Source organism: Neorhizobium sp. PAMB6716 (genome assembly GCF_058242805.1).
The window spans coordinates 2,501-20,354 of record NZ_CM177835.1; the positions used below are offsets into that span (position 1 = coordinate 2,501).

The following is a 17,854-nucleotide window of genomic DNA, read 5'->3' on the forward strand; positions in this document are numbered from 1 at the left end:
GCTCCAATAAAGCAGACTTGTCGAACACGTCGATGGCATCTGAAATAGCCCGGTTGTAAAAGGTAACTGGGTTTGGTGAGGCAGTAGGAATTGGGCAGTAGGCAGTGGGGTTTAGATCCTATTGGCTAATGCCTATTGGCTATTGGCTTTCCATATGGATGAGCATTGGCAATGAGAACGATTAAGTGTCGTAAGGGCATTTGGTGGATGCCTTGGCATGCACAGGCGAAGAAGGACGTGATACGCTGCGAAAAGCCGTGGGGAGCTGCGAATGAGCTTTGATCCATGGATCTCCGAATGGGGCAACCCACCTTAAATGCTTGGGAAATCTGGTGCGCCGATGGCGCACAAGGCAGTAGGAATTAGGCAATAGGCAGTAGGGTTTAGATCCTATTGGCTACTGCCTATTGGCTATTGCCTGCGTCGAAGACGCTCCAGGTTTCCAAGCATTGTGATAAGGTATCTAACTCTGAATACATAGGGGTTAGAAGCGAACGCAGGGAACTGAAACATCTAAGTACCTGCAGGAAAGGACATCAACCGAGACTCCGTAAGTAGTGGCGAGCGAACGCGGACCAGGCCAGTGGCAATGTGAGCTAAAGTGGAACGATCTGGAAAGTTCGGCCGTAGCGGGTGATAGCCCCGTACACGTAAAATACGCATTGTCCTAGAGTAGGGCGGGACACGAGAAATCCTGTCTGAACATGGGGAGACCACTCTCCAAGCCTAAGTACTCGTGCATGACCGATAGCGAACAAGTACCGTGAGGGAAAGGTGAAAAGCACCCCGACAAGGGGAGTGAAATAGAACCTGAAACCGGATGCCTACAAACAGTAGGAGGGCGAAAGCCTGACTGCGTACCTTTTGTATAATGGGTCAACGACTTAGTGTATCTAGCAAGCTTAAGCCGGTAGGTGTAGGCGCAGCGAAAGCGAGTGTTAATAGCGCGTTCAGTTAGATGCATTAGACCCGAAACCGAGTGATCTAGCCATGAGCAGGCTGAAGGTTGGGTAACACCAACTGGAGGGCCGAACCCGCATCTGTTGCAATAGATTGGGATGACTTGTGGCTAGGGGTGAAAGGCCAATCAAACTCGGAAATAGCTGGTTCTCCGCGAAAACTATTTAGGTAGTGCGTCGATCGAATACCCCGGGGGGTAGAGCACTGGATGGGCTATGGGGACTCACCGTCTTACTGATCCTAACCAAACTCCGAATACCCGGGAGTACTAATCGGCAGACACACGGCGGGTGCTAACGTCCGTCGTGAAGAGGGCAACAACCCTGACCTCCAGCTAAGGTCCCCAAGTCATGGCTAAGTGGGAAAGGATGTGAGGATCCCAAAACAACCAGGATGTTGGCTTAGAAGCAGCCATCATTTAAAGAAAGCGTAACAGCTCACTGGTCTAAATAAGGGTCTTTGCGCCGAAAATGTAACGGGGCTAAAGCCATGCACCGAAGCTGAGGATGTGCAGTTTACTGCACGTGGTAGCGGAGCGTTCCGTAAGCCTGCGAAGGAGGACCCGTGAGGGCCTCTGGAGGTATCGGAAGTGCGAATGTTGACATGAGTAACGATAAAGGGGGTGAGAGACCCCCTCGCCGAAAGACCAAGGGTTCCTGCTTAAAGTTAATCTGAGCAGGGTTAGCCGGCCCCTAAGGCGAGGCAGAAATGCGTAGTCGATGGGAACCACGTTAATATTCGTGGGCCTGGTGGTAGTGACGGATTGCGTAACTTGTTCATTCTTATTGGATTGGATGGGCGAGGAAGCGGTTCCAGGAAATAGCTCCATCATTATAGACCGTACCCGAAACCGACACAGGTGGTCAGGTAGAGTATACCAAGGCGCTTGAGAGAACTATGTTGAAGGAACTCGGCAAATTGCACGCGTAACTTCGGAAGAAGCGTGACCCTGCTGTACGCAAGTATGTCAGGGTGGCACAGACCAGGGGGTAGCGACTGTTTATCAAAAACACAGGGCTCTGCGAAGTCGCAAGACGACGTATAGGGTCTGACGCCTGCCCGGTGCTGGAAGGTTAAGAGGAGAGGTGCAAGCTTTGAATCGAAGCCCCAGTAAACGGCGGCCGTAACTATAACGGTCCTAAGGTAGCGAAATTCCTTGTCGGGTAAGTTCCGACCTGCACGAATGGCGTAACGACTTCCCCGCTGTCTCCAACATAGACTCAGTGAAATTGAATTCCCCGTGAAGATGCGGGGTTCCTGCGGTCAGACGGAAAGACCCCGTGCACCTTTACTATAGCTTTACACTGGCATTCGTGTCGGCATGTGTAGGATAGGTGGTAGGCTTTGAAGCGGGGACGCCAGTTCTCGTGGAGCCATCCTTGAAATACCACCCTTATCGTCATGGATGTCTAACCGCGGTCCGTCATCCGGATCCGGGACAGTGTATGGTGGGTAGTTTGACTGGGGCGGTCGCCTCCGAAAGAGTAACGGAGGCGCGCGATGGTGGGCTCAGACCGGTCGGAAATCGGTCGTCGAGTGCAATGGCATAAGCCCGCCTGACTGCGAGACTGACAAGTCGAGCAGAGACGAAAGTCGGTCATAGTGATCCGGTGGTCCCGTGTGGAAGGGCCATCGCTCAACGGATAAAAGGTACGCCGGGGATAACAGGCTGATGACCCCCAAGAGTCCATATCGACGGGGTTGTTTGGCACCTCGATGTCGGCTCATCGCATCCTGGGGCTGGAGCAGGTCCCAAGGGTTTGGCTGTTCGCCAATTAAAGCGGTACGTGAGCTGGGTTCAGAACGTCGTGAGACAGTTCGGTCCCTATCTGCCGTGGGTGTAGGAATATTGACAGGATCTGTCCCTAGTACGAGAGGACCGGGATGGACATATCTCTGGTGGACCTGTTGTCCTGCCAAGGGCATAGCAGGGTAGCTATATATGGAAGGGATAACCGCTGAAGGCATCTAAGCGGGAAACCCACCTGAAAACGAGTATTCCCTATCAGAGCCGTGGAAGACGACCACGTTGATAGGACGGGTGTGGACGTGCAGTAATGCATGAAGCTTACCGTTACTAATAGCTCGATTGGCTTGATCGTTCTCATTGATAATGCTCATCGAAGATGAGCCATCTCTTTCAGTCTTCACGCTGTCGCATCCTTCGGATGCTACGCTGCAGACGGCGCGCCAAACGATTGGCGACGGCCAAAGGCCTGTATGGGTGACCTGCTCATACGGCCGCATGAAAGAAAAAAGACGTGTTCAAAAAAAACTATTGGCTACTGCCTATTGGCTAAGCCCTAGTTACCAGCTTCTCAACACATTGCCCTTAGCTGACCTGGTGGTCATGGCGGGGCGGCTGCACCCGTTCCCATTCCGAACACGGCCGTGAAACGCCCCTGCGCCAATGGTACTTCGTCTCAAGACGCGGGAGAGTAGGTCGCTGCCAGGTCTGCTAAAGGCAATGTTGTCACGGTTTGCACTTGCAAATCCGTCGGGTTTTGCGAAAGCAAATACCCAGGTTTTGCACTCGCAAATACCTCGCGGTTTGAACTTTGCAAATCCGCCAATCTTCTCGTCACAAACACTAACGGCCCAGCCGATAACAAAAGGGTCGCTCAAAGCGGCCTTTTTGCTGTAAGTCTCTAAAGCGTCGCAACTATCAGTGCACGCTCTTGGCGCGGGGTGGAGCAGCCCGGTAGCTCGTCAGGCTCATAACCTGAAGGCCGCAGGTTCAAATCCTGCCCCCGCAACCAAATATTCCACAAATCCCGTAGCACAAGACGCTGCGGGATTTTTGCGTTTCTGGCCTACGTCGTCGGCGGCGCAAGACGTTTTAGGGTAGCAGGTGGTGACCGCGCCCACAGTAGGCAGCAGGTGACAGGGCAAATGCCGGACCTCGCTCCAGCGTGTCGATTGCCACCTTCGACGGAGGGACTCGTGATGTCGCCCCGGAACTACCAGGCGATGACTAGGCGGGTATAATGAGACATCTGCGCGGGCATGTCTCATAAGCCGCAACAGAATGCCTATGTCGAGCGCTACAACCGAACGGTCCGGCATGAATGGCTCGATCAGAGCATCATCGAAAGTATCGAGGAGGCACAGGAGTTCGCCACGCAGTGGCTCTGGACCTACAACAATGAACGCCCCGATATGGGCATCGGTGCCATAACGCCGGCACAGTAACTGAAAATGGCCGCGTGAATTCTACGATCGAGCCCGTTAAAATGGGGGGATTACCATGCAACGGGTCTGCTGCTCCACCCCCCGCGTCGCAACCGAGGCCCTTGTCAATACTGGGTGAAATCACCGGTTTCCGATTGCAGCAGTGTCAGGGGATAGCGCAGAGGATGATGCGCCAGCGCCGTCATGTTGACCGGCCGGTTCCGGTCATCGAAGGCGATCTGATCGACGGTGAGCACGGCGGCAGGGGGCGATAGCTGTAGGAGGCGGGCCTCATTGTCGCTTGCCAGCCGGGCGCTGAGCGTCGTTTGCCCTCGCTTAGGGAAGATCTGATAGCGTTGGCGCAGTTCCTCATAAAGTGAGCGGTTGGCAACACCCCAGTCGAGGTCCAGCAGTCCAGGCACCCGCGCGGCGGGGATCCAGTCCGTCTGGATGACCGCCGGAATGTTGTCGAGCAGTCGCAGGCGCGACAAAACCACCACTTCCGCACCCGGCCCGAGAAACAGGGGGCGACTGACCTCCAGAGGCGCGCGCACAAGGCTGGCTTCGATCAACTGGTGGCCGGGATTTCTGCCATTGGCCAGCGCAATGCTGGTAAAGCTTTTGAGAACCTGCAGCTCAAAGCTTCCACCACGCTCCGTGACATAAAGCCCTTTGCCCGGCTGGCTATGCACCACACCCTGCTGGATCAGTTCGCGGATCGCATGGCGTATGGTGATGCGGCTGACGGCGTAAAGATCCACGAGTTCCCGCTCTGAAGGGAGCTTGCCCCGCAAGGGCAGCCTGCCATCGCTGATTGCCGCCAGCAACGCCTCATAAACCTGCTTGTGCAGCGGGCGTGGATCGCCACGATCAACCGCACCCTGTGTTGAAACCAATACATCGTCAGCCCCACGCGTCTTCAAATCCGGCTTTCCCCCTTGGCCTTACGTCCGCCCAGCATTCTCTCGCGAAAATCCTCCGCATCCTATGTTGACATGACTGGTCATAACCAGTCCTATTATCGCAGGGAACCGGAGAGTTCCGAAGATGTCAGATCTATCACAATCAAGGGAACTATTCATGTTTAAGAAGAGCCTTGCCGCCCTGGCGCTGTCCGCAGCTCTCTGGAGCGGAACCTCGCATGCCGAGACGATTTCCGTGTTCTGCGCGCCGACGGAGTTCGAACTTTGCACAAGCGTCGCCGATGCCTGGAAGGAAAAGACGGGCAACGAAGCAAAGATCAACAAGATGCCCGCCCTTCTGGATGACGCGATCCCGATTTATCAGCAGCTGCTGGCGGCAAAATCGACCGACATCGACGTGCTGTTTCTCGATGTCATCTGGCTCGGCATGTTCAAGAACGGTCTGCTCGACCTGAAGACGACGATCCCGCAAGCCGATCAGGACAAACACTTTGCCTCCACCCTTGCTGCCGCAAAGCTTGACGGACATCTGGTGGCAATGCCGGCCTATATGGACGTCGGGCTGATGTTCTACCGCAAGGATCTTCTGGAGAAATACGGCAAGCCGCAGCCCAAGACATGGGATGAGCTGGCCGCAACGGCCAAGGAAATCCAGGACAAGGAACGTGCTGCCGGCAAAAGCGAGATGTGGGGCTACGCCTGGCAGGCCAAGAGCTACGAAGGCCTGACCTGCGATGCCATCGAACTGATTGCATCGAACGGCGGCGGCACGATCATTTCCGACGACGGCAAGGTGACGATCGACAATCCGAAGGCGGCCGAAGCCATCGAAAAGGCCAAAGGCTGGATCGGGTCGATCAGCCCGGAGGGAACGCTGAACTACGACGAGGAAGCCTCGCGCGCCGTGTTTGAATCCGGCAATGCCGTGTTCCACCGCAACTGGCCCTATGTCTGGGGCACGTCTCACAAGGAAGGCAGCGCTGTCATCGACAAGGTTGGCGTAATGCCGCTGCCGGTCGGCAGTGCCGGCCAGAAATCCAGCGGTTGCCTCGGCCCGATGTATTACGGTGTTTCCAAATATAGCGCCAAGCCGGGCGTTGCCGCTGATTTCGTCAACTTCATCACCGGCCCAGACATGCAGAAGAAGCGCGCCCTGAAGGATGCCGTCAATCCGTCGATCCCGGCGCTCTACAGCGACCCCGAAGTGCTGGCGACCATCCCCTTCCTCAAGGATAACCAGCAGGCCTTTGCCGATAGCGCCGTGCGTCCCTCCGGCTATACCGGCACCAGCTATAACCGCGTGTCGCAGGCCTTCTATCGGACCGTCCACGACATGTTGTCAGGAAACGGCGATGTGAAATCGGGGCTGAAGACCTTGGCAGCGCGTCTGGAAAAACTGAAGGAAAGCCGCTGAACCTGGCTTGAATGCGAGAGGCGGTCTTGAAGGACCGGCTCTCGCCCTCTGTGTCGCCGCCCTGATCATGGCGCGCGCCTTCTGTTTTGACGAGCCCAGGTGAAAAATGGCATCGGTTTCCCTTCACTCCGTGTCGAAAAGTTTCGGCACCCACGCGGTTATTCAAGGTGTCGAACTGCAGATCGACGACGGTGAGTTCGTGGTTTTTGTAGGCCCTTCGGGATGCGGAAAATCGACACTTCTGCGTATCGTGGCGGGCCTTGTCGCGCCCACTGACGGCGTTGTTGCAATCGGCGGAGACGACGTGACCGACGTTCCGGCCTCGCGCCGCGGCGTTGCCTTCGTCTTTCAATCCTATGCGCTCTATCCGCATATGAGCGTTGCCCGCAATATCGGCTTTGCACTGGAAACGCTCGGCATGGCGAAAGAGGCCGTCAGCCAGAAGGTTTTGAGCGTAGCGCGCATGCTGAAGGTCGATCACCTCATGGATCGCCGGCCACGGGAATTGTCCGGCGGCCAGCGGCAGCGTGTCGCCATCGGCAGGGCGCTGGTGCGCCAGCCGGAAATTTTTCTCTTCGACGAGCCGTTGTCCAACCTCGATTCGGACCTGCGCATGGAGATGCGGCTGGAAATTGCAAGGCTTCACAACGACTTGAAGACGACGATGATCTATGTGACGCATGACCAGTCGGAAGCCATGACGCTGGCAGACCGCATCGTCGTGCTCAACCACGGTCGCATTGAGCAGGTCGGAACCCCGCAGCAGCTCTATCACGCGCCGGACAACCGTTTCGTGGCAGGCTTCATCGGCAGTCCGCGCATGAATTTCATGGGCGTATCGTCGCAAGCGAGTGACGGCCGGATTGTTGGCGCCGGTAATCTCTCGCTGGCATTGGCAAGCAGTGATCTTGAAAATCCCATTACCGAAATCGGCATTCGCCCGGAAGGCTTGCGTCTGGTTGCAGAAGGTGATGGCCGGATGGTCTGCGTCCTCGAGCGTGTCGAGGATCTCGGGCATGAGCATTTCGGTTATTGCCGCATCAGCGACGATACCGTCTGGGTGATCCGGTTGCCGGAGGCGCCTTCGCCGGACAGAATCGGGAAACCTGTGGGGCTGGATTTTGCCGATGCGGCCGTTTTTGCCTTTGCAGGCGACGGCCGGCGTATTCCACTCGCCGGCCTGCAGAAATTGGCGGAGGAGGCCCCTCTGCCATGAGCGCCAGACTTGCACGCCGCGACCACAGGGCCGCCTGGCTTTTTCTCCTTCCCGTCATCGCCGTCATCCTGCTGGTTGCCGTCTGGCCGCTCGCCCGCACCTTCTTCTTCTCCTTCACCGACGCCTATCTCGACGAGCCCTCGGTATATTCCATGGTCGGCTTCGATAATTTCATCGAGATCCTGCAGGATCGCAGCTGGTGGATTGCCGTCAAGAATACGCTGATTTTCGCCGCGATTTCGGTTGCAATCGAGACGGTGCTTGGGCTGGCGATCGCGCTGCTGCTCAACTCGGCCATTCCCGGCCGCGGGCTCGCGCGGGCTGCCATTCTGGTGCCCTGGGCCATTCCCGTTGTGGTTGCCACGAAGATGTGGGAATGGATGCTCAACGACCAGTTCGGCGTCATCAACAAGGTGCTCACCGGCCTCGGCCTCGTCGACCACGGCATTGCCTGGACTGCCAGCAGCTCGCTGATCATGGGCGTCGTGATCTTCGTCGATGTCTGGATGACGACACCGTTCATGGTGCTGCTGATCCTTGCCGGGCTGCAGCTGATTTCGCCTGAAATATTTGAAGCCGCCGACGTGGATGGCATCCCGGCGTGGAAACGCTTCTGGTCGATCACGCTGCCCATGCTGCGACCGGCCATCGGGGTTGCCGTGCTGTTTCGGGTTCTCGACGCCCTGCGCATGTTCGATCTGGCCTATGTGCTGGCAGCCAGCAACGAGAACGTCATGACCGTGTCGATCTATGCGCGCGACCGGCTGATCAGTTTTCAGGAACTCGGCGTCGGCTCTGCTGCATCGACCTGGGTCTTCTTGCTTGTCGCTTTCGTTGCAATCATCATCATCGGGGTCTTGCGCCTCGACAAGGCGGCGGGGACCTGATCCATGCAAAACACAATCGCCCAACGAACGCCCCGCAAGCCCGCTTCCTATTACCGGCTGAAACGCCAGGTCGTGCGCGGCCTGCAGATTTTTGCGCTGCTGCTCGTGCTCATCTATACGCTCTTCCCCTATTACTGGGCCTTCGTGTCCTCCACCAAACAAGGCGCCGCACTTTATCGTTCGGCGCTATTGCCGGCGCTTGATTTCACCTATTACCGGCAGCTGATCGACAATCCCATCTTCATGGGCTCGCTGGTCAACTCGGCCTATGTCGCGGTTTCCACCACTTTGCTGTCCCTCATCATCGGCATCTCGGCAGCGTATGCCCTTGGCCGGATCGATTTTCCGCAGCGGCGTGCGATGCTGATGATCGTCCTGATGATCTCGATCTTTCCGCAGGTCGTCGTCCTGTCGGGCCTCTTCGAGCTGATCAACTGGCTGGGCCTCTTCAACCGCCCAAGCGCCCTGATCCTGACCTATCTTCTCTCGACCGTGCCGTTCACCACCTGGATCCTCACCACCTTCATCCGTGAGTTTCCGCGAGAGCTGGAAGAGGCCGCCATCATCGACGGCTGCTCGCATTTCCGAATCCTGATGAAGATCCTGCTGCCCTTGATGGGTCCATCGCTTGCCAGCACCGGCATTCTTGCCTTCATTCTCGCCTGGAACGAATTCCTGTTCGCGTTGACCTTCACGCTCACGGATGAAAATCGCACCGTGCCAGTCGCCATCGGGCTGATTGCCGGCACCAGCCGTTATGAATACCCCTTCGGGCAGATCATGGCGGCCTCCGTTACCGTAACCTTGCCGCTGATTGCCGTGGTACTCGTTTTCCAGCGGCGCATCGTGGCCGGCCTCACGGCCGGTGCGGTCAAAGGCTGATATTTTTAAGGAACAGATCCATGGATATGCTCGTCAAACTGTACGAACTGAAACGCGACGCCGCCCTCGATGCCCGCATGGCAGAACTAGGGGTGGTCATCCGGCGCGTTCTGGTGCCGGAACTGCCGGCATTGACCGCGTGGATAGAGCCGCGGTTCGGGGCGGGATGGGCGGCAGAAGCGACCGTTGCGACCATGCGCCAGCCGACCACCTGCTTTATCGCGATCAAAAACGACGAGCTTCTGGGCTTTGCCTGCCACGAGGCGACCACCAAAGGCTTCTTCGGCCCGACAGGCGTTGATCAGGCAGGTCGCGGACAAGGCATCGGCCACGCGCTTCTCTTGGAAACGCTTCTCGATATGTATGCCCAGGGTTACGCCTATGGCGTGATCGGAGGGGCAGGACCGATGGAATTTTATCGCCGAAGCGTTGGCGCCATTCCGATCGAAGGATCCGTCCCCGGCATCTATCGCGGCATGCTGCCGCTGGCACATCCAACCGAGGTGTCCGGCTAAGCGACAGCACGCGCATATGGCTGCCTGCGTAGCTGCGACCGCGCAGCTGGGCAGAAATGTCGCGGCCTTCTTCCTGCGACACAAATTGCCCCCCCGCAACCAGTTCAGGCATAACTCGCTCTTTACGCTTAACCGATGTCTCCGCTTGAGGTGTTTTAGGAAATCGAGGGGTGGGCGTCTGCTTCTTTGTCGGAAGGCATTGTGTCTTGATCGTTGTGACTGAAATTTTGGATCGCGCTCATTGCGTCGTCCAAGCTTCGGTCAGCGCCCGCAAGGGAGATGTCGATTTTTACCCCTTAAAATCAAACCATCAAGCCTGCCCAATTTACCTATCGAGCGACATCATCGGAAGCGCTGTGGTTGTTTCCGAACCGTATGGATCGTCTCGATCAATCGATCCATCTGGCTCGACAAATCCTCCCGAAAGTCGATACAGTCATACGCGGTCGCTGGGAGGCGCGCCGAAACCAGTACAGCAAAATCTCGCAGTATGAATCCGCACCCGGGATCACGGGAGTGGTGCCTATGCTCTTTTGAAGGTTGTAGAGAACGCCATGACGGAACTACCCACATCGTTCACCTACAGCCCGATCCTCGTTGTCCTTTCGGTGGTGGTTGCAATCCAGGCCGGATATGTCGGCATCAGCCTCGCGCTTCTCATCCCCGGCGCTTTTGCAAACCGGCGCCGCCTGTTGATCTCGGGCTCGGCCATCACGCTCGCGGTCGGCATCTGGAGCATGCATTTCATCGGTATGCTGGCTGTCAGGACCTCCGTCGCCATCGATTACGCCGTTGTGCCCACGCTCCTCTCGTTCCTGATTTGCAGTCTCGTCACCGGCGTCGCGGTTTACCTGGCGAGCCTGCGCTCGCAGCGCATGCTGGTGATCGCCGCCGTGCTCATGGGCGTTGGCATCACCACAATGCATTATGTCGGCATGATTGCCGTGCATTCTGTCCTGCATCTCACCCACGATACCGTCTATGCATTGGCCAGCATCGCAATCGCGATTGCCGCGTCCGGCCTTGCGCTGTGGCTTGCCTTTTCCGCCGAACGGCGGCCACCGCTGTTGCTCTGTGCCCTTGTGCTCGGCTGCGCTGTATCGGGCATGCATTACATGGCGATGGCAGGAACGACATTACATCTGGCCGCAGCCAAGGCCGAAAACATCAAATCCTTGATATCCGGCGACATGCTGGCAGCCGTTGTCAGCGTGGTCGCCTGTACCATCTCCGCTGTCTTCATGCTCGCGCTCATTCCCGGGGAGGCGAAGGGCGCGCATGGCGATACCGCCTGGCGCACCACCGTCCGCCAGGCGCCGGAAACCCCGCAACCTGACACCCCGCAACCGGCCGCGCTCGCACCGCACAGCCCGCAACCGAATACGCTAGACGCCATACAGCCGGCGGCCGACATGGACAGAGCGCCCGCCGATCCCGAATGCTTGGCTACGGGCGAACTCCTTTTGCCGATCGAAAAGAACGGCAAGCGCTTCCACATTGCCGCTGACGACATCGCGTCGGTTCATTCCAACGCGCATTATACCTATATCTTTAATGGTCGTGACGACCTCTTCTGTCCTTTGTCCATCTCCGACATCGCGGCACGTTTGCCTGAAGCGCTGTTTCCCCGCATCCATCGCAGCTATATCGTCAATCTCTCCTTCGTTGTCCGCATCAAGAAGGCTGGCGATTCGGGTGTAGCCGAACTCGACACGCCCGTCAGGCGCACGGTGCCTATCAGCCGGTCAAAGCTTGCAGCCTTTCGCTCCGAACTGGCTGCCTTCAAGACATCCGAAAACGCAGGCTCCTACACCGAAAGTTAGGTCAGCTCTCCTTTCGCATTTCGTGCGCAGCCCAGTGCATTTCGTGCAAATCCGGGCGTTTGGTGTCCTTGCCGTTGTCTGGCAGGAACAATCACTGCCTGCTGTTGCACAGAACGCCTGGGCCTTGAGGATGGCCCCTGTCGTTCGACACGAAGCTTTGGGAGGAGCGACGGATGATACCAGGGACCTTCGATTACCATCGGCCGACAACGGTCGAAAGCGCTGTCGCGCTGCTGCTGCAACTCGGCGAGGATGCGCGGCCGCTTGCCGGCGGTCACAGTCTGATACCGTTGATGAAGACACGGTTGGCAGCGCCCGAGCATCTGGTCGACCTTGCCGCAATCGAGGGACTGCGTCGTATCGAAGTGGTGGGCAATGATGTCATCGTCGGGGCGATGACAACGCAGCATTCGGTCATCACCAGCAGCTTGCTCGCAGACCGCGTCCCAATCCTGCGCGAGACAGCCCTCGTCATCGCCGACCCGCAAATCCGCTACAAGGGCACGATCGGCGGCAATTGTGCCAATGGTGATCCGGGCAATGACATGCCGGCGCTGATGCAGTGTCTCGGAGCCAGCTACCAACTGACCGGCGCCAGTGGCAACCGTGAGGTGCCGGCTCGGGATTTCTATGTGGGTGCCTATGAGACCGCTTTGGAGCCCGGTGAGATCCTCGCCGAGATCCGCATTCCAATCCCACCGGCCGGTCATGGTTACGGTTATGAAAAGCTCAAGCGCAAGGTGGGAGACTACGCAACGGCGGCGGCGGCGGTGGTCATCACCATGGCGGATGGCACCTGCACCAGCGCATCCATCGGCCTGACGAATGTGTCGGAAACGCCGCTCTGGGCATCCGAGGCGGCTGGCATTCTGGTTGGCAGCACGCTCGATGCCGCAACCGTCAATGCGGCAGTTGCCGCGGCCGAGGCGATCACCAACCCAGCGTCCGACATGCGCGGTCCTGCCGAATACCGCACGAAGATGGCCGGCATCATGCTGCGCCGCGCGCTTGAGCGGGCACGCGTCCGCGCCACGGTCTGAGGGGGAAACAATGACAAAGTCACATATCAAGGTCACGATCAATGGCAAGGCTGTCGAGGCTCTCGTCGAGCCGCGCACTCTTCTGATCCATTTCCTGCGCGAGCAGCAAAACCTCACGGGTGCCCATATCGGCTGCGACACCGGCCATTGCGGCGCCTGCACGGTCGACATGGACGACATGTCGGTGAAGAGCTGCATGACTTTCGCAGTCCAGGCCGATGGCGCCAGCATCACCACGATTGAAGGTGTCGCCAATGCCGACGGTACGCTCAGCGCGCTTCAGGAAGGCTTCCGCATGATGCACGGACTGCAGTGCGGATATTGTACGCCCGGCATGATCTTGCGCGCCCATCGCCTGCTGCAGGAAAACGCCAATCCCACCGAAGAGGAAATTCGCTACGGCATTGCCGGCAATCTCTGTCGTTGCACCGGCTATGTGAACATCGTCAAGGCCATCCAGTATGCGGCGGCCAAGATCAATGGAACACCGTTTCAGGAGGCCGCGGAATGAACGAGCAAGTCAAGATTGACATCGATCGCGCCGAGCGGACCGAAAAGCTGCAGGGCATGGGGTGCAAGCGCAAGCGCGTCGAGGACATCCGTTTCACGCAAGGCAAGGGCTCCTATGTCGACGACCTGAAACTGCCGGGCATGTTGTTCGGCGATTTTGTCCGCTCGCCCCATGCGCATGCGCGCATCGTCAGCATCGACACATCGCGCGCCAAAGCCCTGCCGGGGGTGATTGCGGTCCTGACGGCGGCTGATCTGAAACCGCTTGGCCTGCATTACATGCCGACGCTTGCCGGTGACGTCCAGGCAGTTCTGGCCGAGCACAAGGTGCTGTTCCAGAACCAGGAAGTGGCCTTCGTCATTGCCGAGGACCGCTACATCGCGTCTGATGCGACCGAACTCGTGGATGTCGTTTATGAGGCGCTGCCCTGCATCGTCGATCCGTTCAAGGCCATGCTGCCGGATGCGCCGATCCTGCGCGAAGACATAAAGGACAAGATGGTCGGCGCCCATGGGCCTCGCAAACATCCCAACCACATCTTCGAATGGCAGATCGGTGACAAGCAGGCAACCGACGACGTTTTTGCCAATGCCGATGTGACGATCAAGGAAATGCTGGTCGACCACCGCACCCATCCGTCGCCGTTGGAGACGTGCCAGTCGGTTGCCTCGTTCGACAAGGTCAAGGGCGAACTGACGCTCTGGGGCACGTTCCAGGCCCCGCATGTCATCCGCACGGTTGTCTCGCTGATTTCGGGCCTGCCGGAACACAAGATCCATGTGATCGCGCCCGATATCGGCGGCGGATTCGGCAATAAGGTTGGCGCCTATGCCGGTTATGTCTGCTCCGTTGTCGGATCGATCGTTCTGGGCGTGCCGGTCAAATGGGTGGAAGACCGGATGGAGAACCTCTCCACCACATCCTTTGCCCGCGACTATCATATGACCACGGAACTTGCAGCCACAAAGGAGGGCAAGATCCTCGGCATGCGCGTGCATGTGCTGGCCGATCACGGCGCCTTCGATGCCTGCGCCGACCCGTCCAAATGGCCCGCCGGTTTCATGAATATCTGCACGGGCTCTTATGACATCCCGGTCGCGCATCTTGCTGTCGATGGTGTCTACACCAATAAGGCGTCGGGCGGGGTGGCCTATCGCTGTTCGTTCCGGGTGACGGAGGCGGTGTTTGCCATCGAGCGCGCCATCGAAGTTCTGGCACAGAAACTCGGCATGGATGCGGCCGAACTGCGGATCAAGAACTTCATCAAGGCCGAGCAGTTTCCCTATCACTCGGCGCTCGGCTGGGAATATGACAGCGGCGATTATCACACCGCCATGAAGAAGGCGATGGACGCCATCGGCTATACGGCTCTGCGTGCCGAGCAGGCAAAAAAGCGCGAGGCTTTCAAGCGTGGCGAAACACGCGAGATCATGGGCATCGGTATTTCGTTCTTCACCGAAATCGTCGGTGCCGGACCGGCCAAGAATTGCGACATTCTCGGCATTGCAATGTTTGACAGCGCCGAAATCCGCATCCATCCGACCGGCTCCGTCATTGCCCGGATGGGCACCAAAAGCCAGGGGCAGGGGCACGAAACAACCTATGCGCAGATCATCGCCACGGAACTCGGCATTCCCGCCGATGACATCATGATCGAGGAGGGCAATACCGATACCGCACCCTATGGTCTCGGTACCTATGGCTCCCGTTCGACGCCGGTCGCCGGCGCTGCAACTGCTGTCGCCGCCCGCAAGATCAAGGCCAAGGCACAGATGATCGCCGCCCATATGCTGGAAGTGCATGAGGGCGACCTGGAATGGGATATCGACCGCTTCCGCGTCAAGGGCCTGCCGGAGAAGTTCAAGACGATGAAGGAGATCGCCTGGTCGGCCTACAACGCCCCGCCGCCGAACCTCGAGCCGGGTCTGGAGGCGGTCAACTATTATGAGCCACCGAACATGACCTACCCCTTTGGCGCCTATTTCTGCATCATGGATATCGATGTCGATACGGGCGTTGCCAAGACGCGGCGCTTCTACGCGTTGGACGATTGCGGCACGCGCATCAATCCGATGATTATCGAGGGGCAGGTGCATGGAGGGCTGACGGAAGCCTTCGCCTGTGCCATGGGCCAGGAGATCCGTTACGACGAGATGGGCAATGTCATGGGGGCGTCCTTCATGGATTTCTTCCTGCCAACCGCCGTCGAGACGCCGAAGTGGGAAACGGACTTTACGGTGACGCCATCGCCGCACCATCCGATCGGTGCCAAGGGCGTCGGTGAAAGCCCGCATGTCGGCGGCGTGCCGTGTTTCTCGAATGCGGTCAACGACGCCTATGCCTTCCTCGATGCCGGTCATATCCAGATGCCCCACGATGCCTGGCGGCTGTGGAAGGTCGGCGAACGTCTCGGCTTGCACGGATAAGGCTGGATCGGTCGATGGCAGTGAAACTTCCACACGAGAGAATTGCCACGCAGATGGCCGCGGTCGGGTATGTACCCGACCGCGACCTCTCGACTGCGTTATGGCTGATGGACAGCCTGTCACGACCGCTGCTTTTGGAAGGCGAGGCAGGTGTCGGCAAGACGGAGGTTGCGCGCGCCTTGGCGCTCGCACACGAGACCAAGCTGATCCGGCTGCAATGTTATGAAGGGCTGGACCAGAGTTCGGCCCTCTATGAATGGAATTACCAGCGACAGTTGCTGGCCATCAAGGCGCGCGAGGGATCGGATGCCGATGCCGTCGAGGAGCATATATTCTCGCAGAAATATCTGCTGGAAAGGCCGCTTCTGTCCGCCATACGGCAGGCAAAGGCACCGGTTCTCCTGATCGACGAGGTCGATCGGGCTGATGAGGAGTTCGAGGCCTTTCTCTTGGAGCTTCTGTCGGATTTCCAGGTGTCGATACCGGAACTCGGGACGATCACAGCGACGACCATTCCGCGGGTTATCCTGACAAGCAATGGCACCCGTGAATTGTCCGACGCGCTCAGGCGGCGGTGCCTGTATCATTATGTCGATTTTCCCGATGTCGATCGCGAAGCGCGGATCATCCTGTCACGACTGCCTGGCATCGATGCGGCGCTGGCGCTGCAGATCGCCGGCATGGTCGGCCTCATCCGCAAGGAAGATCTGCGCAAGACGCCGGGTGTTGCCGAAACGCTCGATTGGGCAGCAACGCTTGCCGGCCTGGATATCCGGCACCTGCACGATGAGCCCGAAGCGGTACACGACACGCTGATGTGCCTGATCAAGACGGCGGAGGACAAGGCGCGCATGACGCGTCAGGTCACCGAGCGGCTGCTCGGAAAGGTGGCGTGACATGAGCGCGCTGAGAAAGGCCGAGCCTGACCTGGGCGAATTGATGCGCACAAAGCTTGCTGGCTTTGCCGCCACGCTGCGCGACAATGGCTTCATCGTCGGTTTTGCAGAATATCGTGACGCGCTGACGGTGATGAGCGGGGACAGCGCAAGCCGTCCGTCGCGGCTTCGTCCGGCACTCCGATCGCTGTTTTGCAGCCGGCATTCGGACTGGACGAAGTTCGACGAGATTTTCGATGCCTTCTGGCTGAAGCGGGGGATGAAATCGGCCACGCGGATGTCGGGCGCGCCGCAAAAGGCTCCGGACGGGGTGCAGGCTGCGACATCCGCCGCGCGCGGAGAGGGCCTCCAGGACAACGCCGATCATGTGCAGCGCGGTGAGGGGGAAAACGTGGTCGAGGCGGGTGCAAGCCGGCGCGAGGGAGCATCCCGCGCCGAATTCATGGGGAAGACCGATTTCCGGCACCTGACGCATCCGGACGATCTCGCCGAGGCGCATCACTTGGCAGAGCGCCTGGCGCTTTCGATGCGTGCGCGCATCACGCGGCGCATGCGGGCACGGCGCCAAGGCCAGCGGCTCGATCTCAGACGCACGATCCACAAGAGCATTGGAAATGGTGGCACGCCGATGCAGCTGGTGTTCCGAAAGCGCCGGGAAAAGCCGTTGCGCCTGGTCGTGCTCCTCGATGGTTCCGGCTCGATGAGCCTTTATTCGGCGGTGTTCCTGCGCTTCATGCATGGCGTGCTCGACGCATTTCGGGAGGCGGAGGCCTTTCTCTTCCACACACGTCTGGTTCATATTTCGCCGGCGCTCAAGGAACGCGATCCCGAGCGCGCCGTTCAGCGCATGGCGCTGATGGGGCAGGGCACGGGCGGCGGAACCCGCATCGGCGACAGCCTTGCAACCTTCAATAAATGGCATGCGAAACGCTGCATCCATTCGCGAACCTGCGTGATGATCGTGTCGGACGGTTATGACACGGGACCAGCAGAACGACTGGGCGAGGAGATGCGGGCGCTGCGCAGGCGGTGCCGGCGGATTGCATGGCTGAATCCGATGATCGGCTGGCAGGATTATGCCCCGGAGGCGGCAGGCATGAAGGCAGCGCTTCCTTTTATCGATCTCTTCGCCCCGGCGCATAACCTTGAGAGCCTGAAGGCGCTCGAACCCTATCTGGCGAGGATCTGAG

The 17,854-nt window shown here is 58.5% G+C and carries 12 protein-coding genes, 1 tRNA gene, 2 rRNA genes and 1 pseudogene; 15 read left to right on the top strand and 1 reads right to left on the bottom strand.

The window, feature by feature from the left end; all coding sequences use genetic code 11:
* The first annotated feature begins 179 nt into the window (after positions 1–179).
* The 4 genes and pseudogenes from AC4CWH_RS00020 to AC4CWH_RS00035 form a co-directional block, all read left to right on the top strand.
* Positions 180–3,062, top strand: a 23S ribosomal RNA gene (locus AC4CWH_RS00020).
* 238 nt (positions 3,063–3,300) lie between these two features.
* Positions 3,301–3,415: ribosomal RNA gene (gene rrf, locus AC4CWH_RS00025) — 5S ribosomal RNA — on the top strand.
* 227 nt (positions 3,416–3,642) lie between these two features.
* A tRNA-Met gene (locus tag AC4CWH_RS00030) sits at positions 3,643–3,719 on the top strand.
* 256 nt (positions 3,720–3,975) lie between these two features.
* Positions 3,976–4,152 (top strand): annotated as a pseudogene (locus tag AC4CWH_RS00035) (integrase core domain-containing protein); the annotation flags it as partial.
* Between the two features lie 104 nt (positions 4,153–4,256).
* Here AC4CWH_RS00035 and AC4CWH_RS00040 read toward each other — a convergent pair.
* A complete protein-coding gene (locus AC4CWH_RS00040) occupies positions 4,257–5,054 on the bottom strand; it encodes a GntR family transcriptional regulator (protein WP_491283583.1) in 798 nt (265 codons plus the stop codon).
* Positions 5,055–5,211: 157 nt separating this feature from the next.
* Between AC4CWH_RS00040 and AC4CWH_RS00045 the strand changes: the two genes are divergently transcribed.
* The 11 genes from AC4CWH_RS00045 (at position 5,212) to AC4CWH_RS00095 (ending at position 17,853) form a co-directional block, all read left to right on the top strand.
* Positions 5,212–6,468, top strand: a complete 1,257-nt coding sequence (locus AC4CWH_RS00045; protein ID WP_491319866.1) for an ABC transporter substrate-binding protein — start codon at positions 5,212–5,214, stop codon at positions 6,466–6,468.
* 106 nt (positions 6,469–6,574) lie between these two features.
* Positions 6,575–7,684, top strand: a complete 1,110-nt coding sequence (locus AC4CWH_RS00050; RefSeq protein WP_491319867.1) for an ABC transporter ATP-binding protein — start codon at positions 6,575–6,577, stop codon at positions 7,682–7,684.
* A complete protein-coding gene (locus AC4CWH_RS00055) occupies positions 7,681–8,571 on the top strand; it encodes a carbohydrate ABC transporter permease (RefSeq protein ID WP_491319868.1) in 891 nt (296 codons plus the stop codon). Before AC4CWH_RS00050 ends, AC4CWH_RS00055 begins: the two co-directional genes overlap by 4 nt.
* Positions 8,572–8,574: 3 nt before the next feature.
* On the top strand, positions 8,575–9,453 hold the full coding sequence (locus tag AC4CWH_RS00060; RefSeq protein WP_491319869.1) for a carbohydrate ABC transporter permease: 879 nt from the start codon (positions 8,575–8,577) through the stop codon (positions 9,451–9,453).
* Between the two features lie 20 nt (positions 9,454–9,473).
* Positions 9,474–9,968: a GNAT family N-acetyltransferase gene (locus AC4CWH_RS00065; protein ID WP_491319870.1), complete on the top strand. Its 495-nt coding sequence runs from the start codon at positions 9,474–9,476 to the stop codon at positions 9,966–9,968.
* A gap of 554 nt (positions 9,969–10,522) precedes the next feature.
* Positions 10,523–11,791 carry an MHYT domain-containing protein gene (locus AC4CWH_RS00070; protein ID WP_491319871.1) on the top strand — a complete coding sequence of 423 codons (1,269 nt, stop codon included), beginning with the start codon at positions 10,523–10,525 and terminating at the stop codon, positions 11,789–11,791.
* A 173-nt stretch (positions 11,792–11,964) separates the two neighbouring features.
* Positions 11,965–12,831 (top strand): FAD binding domain-containing protein, encoded by an 867-nt coding sequence (locus AC4CWH_RS00075; RefSeq protein WP_491319872.1) that lies wholly within the window; start codon positions 11,965–11,967, stop codon positions 12,829–12,831.
* A gap of 10 nt (positions 12,832–12,841) precedes the next feature.
* Entirely contained in the window at positions 12,842–13,342 is a 501-nt protein-coding gene (locus tag AC4CWH_RS00080) for a (2Fe-2S)-binding protein (protein WP_491283591.1), read from the top strand.
* Positions 13,339–15,768 (top strand): aerobic carbon-monoxide dehydrogenase large subunit, encoded by a 2,430-nt coding sequence (locus AC4CWH_RS00085; RefSeq protein WP_491319873.1) that lies wholly within the window; start codon positions 13,339–13,341, stop codon positions 15,766–15,768. Before AC4CWH_RS00080 ends, AC4CWH_RS00085 begins: the two co-directional genes overlap by 4 nt.
* A 14-nt stretch (positions 15,769–15,782) precedes the next feature.
* On the top strand, positions 15,783–16,664 hold the full coding sequence (locus AC4CWH_RS00090; RefSeq protein ID WP_491319874.1) for an AAA family ATPase: 882 nt from the start codon (positions 15,783–15,785) through the stop codon (positions 16,662–16,664).
* A 1-nt stretch (position 16,665) separates the two neighbouring features.
* Positions 16,666–17,853, top strand: a complete 1,188-nt coding sequence (locus AC4CWH_RS00095) for a vWA domain-containing protein (RefSeq protein WP_491319875.1) — start codon at positions 16,666–16,668, stop codon at positions 17,851–17,853.
* The last annotated feature ends 1 nt before the right edge of the window (position 17,854 follow it).